The organism is Shewanella sp. SR44-4 (genome assembly GCF_014163715.1).
Classification (GTDB): domain Bacteria; phylum Pseudomonadota; class Gammaproteobacteria; order Enterobacterales; family Shewanellaceae; genus Shewanella.
The window spans coordinates 1-2,458 of record NZ_JACJDU010000100.1 but is presented as its reverse complement, the minus strand read 5'-3'; the positions used below and the strand labels follow the sequence as shown (position 1 = coordinate 2,458).

General features: G+C 36.7%; 3 protein-coding genes. All 3 read left to right on the top strand.

All coding sequences use genetic code 11. The annotated features are described in order from the left end of the window. Nucleotides 1-65 precede the first annotated feature (65 nt). The 3 genes from H5125_RS21520 (at nt 66) to H5125_RS21510 (ending at nt 2,200) form a co-directional block, all read left to right on the top strand. Nucleotides 66-1,222 (top strand): IS3 family transposase gene (locus H5125_RS21520; protein WP_182745463.1). Its coding sequence is split into 2 segments (ribosomal slippage): nt 66-312 and nt 312-1,222, totalling 1,158 coding nucleotides; the frame shifts between segments, so codons are not numbered across the junction. Nucleotides 1,223-1,341: 119 nt separating this feature from the next. Then, the gene (locus tag H5125_RS21515) at nt 1,342-1,701 is read left to right on the top strand and encodes a hypothetical protein (protein WP_011637808.1); all 360 of its coding nucleotides are present in this window, start codon (nt 1,342-1,344) and stop codon (nt 1,699-1,701) included. A 142-nt stretch (nt 1,702-1,843) separates the two neighbouring features. After that, nucleotides 1,844-2,200 carry a hypothetical protein gene (locus H5125_RS21510; RefSeq protein WP_182745462.1) on the top strand — a complete coding sequence of 119 codons (357 nt, stop codon included), beginning with the start codon at nt 1,844-1,846 and terminating at the stop codon, nt 2,198-2,200. The last annotated feature ends 258 nt before the right edge of the window (nt 2,201-2,458 follow it).

Here is a 2,458-nt window from a genome sequence, read left to right as displayed (position 1 = left end):
TGTTGTGGTTGAATTAGCCGGACACTTCAATAAAGGAATATAATAATGCCATTATTGAGGTGAATATGACTAAACGAATAAATAAACAATATCCAGATGATTTTAAACAAGAAGCTGTCGCTTTGGTTCTTGATCAAAATTACACGATAGTCCAAGCAGCAGCGTCTTTAGGTATTACAGATAAAATTCTTTATAACTGGGTGGCTAAACACAAAAAGCTAACTCAAGGCGATGCATTATCTGTAGATGAACGCACTGAGCTCATGTTATTGCGTAAAGAGAATAAACGCTTATTGATGGAGCGCGAAATACTAAAAAAGGCCAGCGCCTTCTTTGCGAAAGAAATGAAGTAAGGTATTCATTTATCAATAATCTTGAGTCGAAATATCCTATTTCGATGGCGTGTAAAGTGATGCAAGTCAGTTCGTCAGCGTATTACGTTTGGCTTAAAAGGCCGGGTGAGCTTATCACTGCTGACACTCTAGAATTATTTCGTCGAGCTAAAGCATTATTCAAGGCCAGTAGAAACAGCCTAGGTAGCAGAGAGTTAGCTAAAGCATTACGCAAAGAAGGGTTTAGCATTACACGTTATCGCACTATTAAGTTAATGGCGCGATTGAAACTGGTGGTAACGCAACGTCTGGCTTATAAAGTCACCACAAAGCGTAAACACAGTGATAGCGTGGCTGATAATTTGCTTAATATGAATTTTAATCCTGTTGGGCCAAACCAAGTATGGGCAGGTGATGTGAGCTATCTTAAAACAGGTGAAGGTTGGCTATATCTTGCCATTGTAATGGATTTGTATTCTCGTAGAATCGTCGGCTGGCATATCTCTAAGCGTATGACGAGAAGCTTAGTGGAGAAAGCATTTTTGAAGGCTTACAACTTGCGAAAACCACCTAAAGGCTTAGTATTTCATAGCGATAGAGGTTCGCAGTATACGAGTAAAGGGTATCGACGTTTATTAAAACAATTGAACTGTCGAGCGAGTATGGGTGATGTCGGTGCGTGTTGGGACAATGCAGTTGTGGAGCGTTTCTTTGGTAGTTTAAAGCATGATTGGCTATTAAAAGTACCACAGCCAACTCGTCACCATATGTGTGATGATGTAGCTAAATATATGAAATATTACAATCTAGAGCGACTGCACTCGGCAAATGCTGATCAGTCACCGATAGATTTTGAAATTTCTTTTAGAAAAGTGTCCGGTTGGAGTTGACCAGAACAGGTCAGCCTGGAGGGGGTACACAATATGAGTTACCAAGTTCAATTGAAAATTTGAAAGATAAGGGAAAAATTAAGGAAAAACGGCCATCTAACAATAAGGATGATTTATAAATGATATATACATATTCTGGTAGCAGGCTGCGCTCTATTTTTTTGGGGAGTGAAAATGAACTATTAGAAACGAAGTTCCATGTGAAATGTCCAAAGTGTAAGGGTGATGTTTTTTTTTCTTTTAATGAAATTCAAAGCATTAAAGGAAAGTTACTTGATTTTACTAAGGCTTCGAATCTGTTAAAAGAAACTCAATATGGTGTTGAAGTTAAAGTGGGTGTACCTGCTTATGCTATCAGTACTAAATGTAAAGTATGCCATATGATGATTCATATCATCATAGGTGCTAAAGAGGTTCAGCCTCAACGTTTTAGTGTTTATATTAAGACAGTAATTATTGAGTCTAGTTCTGCGGATTGAGTGCGACAGTTTTTTATCAATTTCAATCGTTTTGCTGATCTCAAGTGATTGTTATTACACCACAAGGCGTTTTCAGCTTAATTAAGCATAAGCCCTATAGGAATACATAGATGCCGAAAAAGTTGAAGGACTTGAGATAAAAATGCATTTATATTGTAATGCCCGAATTCAGACAATAACTGAATCAGCTGAGATTAAATTTTCTCAAGAACAATTAGATAAAAATAAACGAGGTAAAGAAACTCTTGAAAGAGCGTTTCGTGAAGAAGAAGATCAGTTCCAACGAAACAAAGCAGAGGCCCCTTTAAGTGGTAAGGAATTCTTTGACTTAAGCGAGCTTAAGAAATACTGGAGCTACCGCTATGAAAAAGCGTCTTCACCAGAAGAGATAAAAGATGCGATTAATGAAATTGAAAGAGATTATTATTTGGCAGGTAAGCAGTTTTTGACAATGAGAGCATACGGGGAATACTTGATGGAAATGGAATTATATCGCTAAATTGTGAAATGAATGATTTGTCGTAAAATGAAAAAGTTCAGTCATTGAAAGTGATTTACTAGAAATTAAAAAAAGAAAATAAAGTGGTAAGGATTCTCTATTATGTTAACTAAAGGAAATAGTTATGAAAAAACCCCCTGTGTCAGGATAGTTGTCGCCTCAATTAATTTACAAATAAACAGGGAGCGGTAAGTTACAGCAAGTGAATTATCAAAGGCATTCCGGTCAATTTAAAGAAGCTATATTAAACAAGTTTAG